Genomic DNA, 2,200 nt, shown 5'->3' on the forward strand with positions numbered 1-2,200 from the left:
ATCCCCGGCGCGCCGGGCAGCGTGCCTCCGACCGTGGAGGAGCCGACGGAGCCGCACGAGCCGCTGCCGCCGAAGCGCGACCAGAGTGGTCCGGAGACGGTCGGTCCCACCGGTCAGCCCACCGGGAACGATCCGGCGCGCAACGCGCAGAGCGGTGCCTATCTGACCACCGCGCAGGGGGCGCGCCTGTACGACACCGATCACTCGCTCAAGGCGGGTCCCCGTGGGCCGGTGCTGCTGCAGGACCATCACCTGCGGGAGAAGATCACCCACTTCGACCACGAGCGCATCCCGGAGCGTGTGGTGCACGCGCGCGGAGCAGCCGCCCATGGTGTCTTCAGGGGGTACGGGACCGCGTCGAAGGTGTCCAGGGCGGCTTTCCTGGCGAAGGATGTCGAGACGCCGGTCTTCGTGCGGTTCTCGACCGTGCTCGGTTCCCGGGGGTCGGCCGACACCGTGCGGGACACCCGCGGTTTCGCCACGAAGTTCTACACCGAGGAGGGTGTCTTCGACCTCGTCGGCAACAACATCCCGGTGTTCTTCATCCAGGACGCGATCAAGTTCCCCGACATCATCCACGCGGGTAAACCCCATCCCGACCGTGAGATCCCGCAGGCGCAGAGTGCCCATGACACGTTCTGGGACTTCGTGACGCTGCACTCCGAGGCGACCCATCACACGCTGTGGAACATGTCCGACCGGGGTATCCCGCGTTCCTACCGGATGATGGAGGGCTTCGGTGTCCACACCTTCCGGCTCGTGGACGCCGAGGGTGGCACGACGCTGGTGAAGTTCCACTGGAAGCCGAAGCTCGGCATCCATTCCCAGGTCTGGGAGGAGGCGCAGATCACCGGTGGCGTGGACCCCGACTTCCACCGCCGGGACCTCGCCGACGCCATCGAGGCCGGTGCCTTCCCCCAGTGGGAACTGGGTGTGCAGACCTTCCCCGACACCCCCGAGCAGATGTTCCAGGGTATCGACCTGCTGGACCCGACGAAGATCGTCCCCGAGGAACTCGCCCCGGTCCAGCCGATCGGGCTGATGACCCTCAACGCCAACCCGTCGAACTACTTCGCCGAGACCGAGCAGGTCGCCTTCCACGTCGGCAACATGGTCCCGGGCATCGACGTCACCAACGACCCGCTGCTCCAGGGCCGGCTGTTCAGCTACATCGACACCCAGCTCACCCGGCTCGGCGGCCCCAACTTCCCGCAGCTGCCCATCAACCGGACCCACGCCCCCGTCAACGACATGCTGCGCGACGGCATGCACCAGAGCGCCGTCCACCGCGGGGTGGCACCCTACCGGCCCAACTCGCTGGACGGCGGCTGCCCCTTCCTCGCGGGCGCGGACACCGGTGCCTTCGTCGAGGTGCCCGCCGAGGTCACCGCGAGCCGCAAGGTGCGCCAGGCCCCGGAGTCGTTCGACGACCACTTCAGCCAGCCCCGTCTCTTCTGGCTCAGCATGAGCCCGGTGGAGCGTGAGCACATCATCGACGCCTACACCTTCGAACTGGGCAAGTGCTACGAACAGGCTGTCAAGGAACGCGGTTTGAAGGTACTCGCCCGCATCGACGGCGAGCTGTGCGCCCAGGTCGCCGCCGGTCTCGGCCTGCCCGTACCCGAGCCGGACGGGCCGCTCGCCGACCCGCAGCCCAGCCCCGCCCTCTCCCAGGTCGGCAAGGTCTGGCCGCTGGACGGCCGCATCATCGGTATCGTCGCCGACAAGGACGCCGACCTGGACGGTGTCCGCGCGGTCTGCGCGGCGGTCCAGGACGGCAACATGGTGCCCCTGGTCATCGCCCCCGCCGGAGGCGTCCTCGACGCGGGCGGCGATCCCGTCACCGCCCAGCGCACCTTCGCCACCGCCCGCTCCGTCGAATTCGACGCCGTCCTCCTCGCCGGTGTCCCCGCCGCCGGTGACGACGCGATCGGCGCACGGGACGCCAAAGCCGCCGGCACCGCAGGTGCGGCGACCGACCCGCGGGTACTGCTCCTGCTCAACGAGGCCTACCGGCACGGCAAGGCGATCGGGGCGTGGAACGGCGGCGAGCAGATGCTGGCCTCCGCGGGCATCCCCCAGGACACCGCCGGAGTGATCACCGCCGGCACCGGGACCCAGGTCCTGGAACAGATCACCGAACTGCTCGGCAGCCACCGGGTCTGGGACCGCTTCCCCCCCTCGGTCTGACCCCGGCCTG

The 2,200-nt window shown here is 69.5% G+C and carries 1 protein-coding gene; it reads left to right on the top strand.

Going from position 1 to position 2,200, the window contains the following annotated elements; genetic code table 11:
• On the top strand, nucleotides 1–2,190 hold a 2,190-nt coding region (locus IH13_RS0102190; RefSeq protein WP_031080557.1), incomplete at its 5' end, for a catalase.
• Nucleotides 2,191–2,200: the final 10 nt, after the last annotated feature.

The organism is Streptomyces sp. NRRL WC-3549, from assembly GCF_000721935.1.
GTDB lineage: Bacteria > Actinomycetota > Actinomycetes > Streptomycetales > Streptomycetaceae > Streptomyces.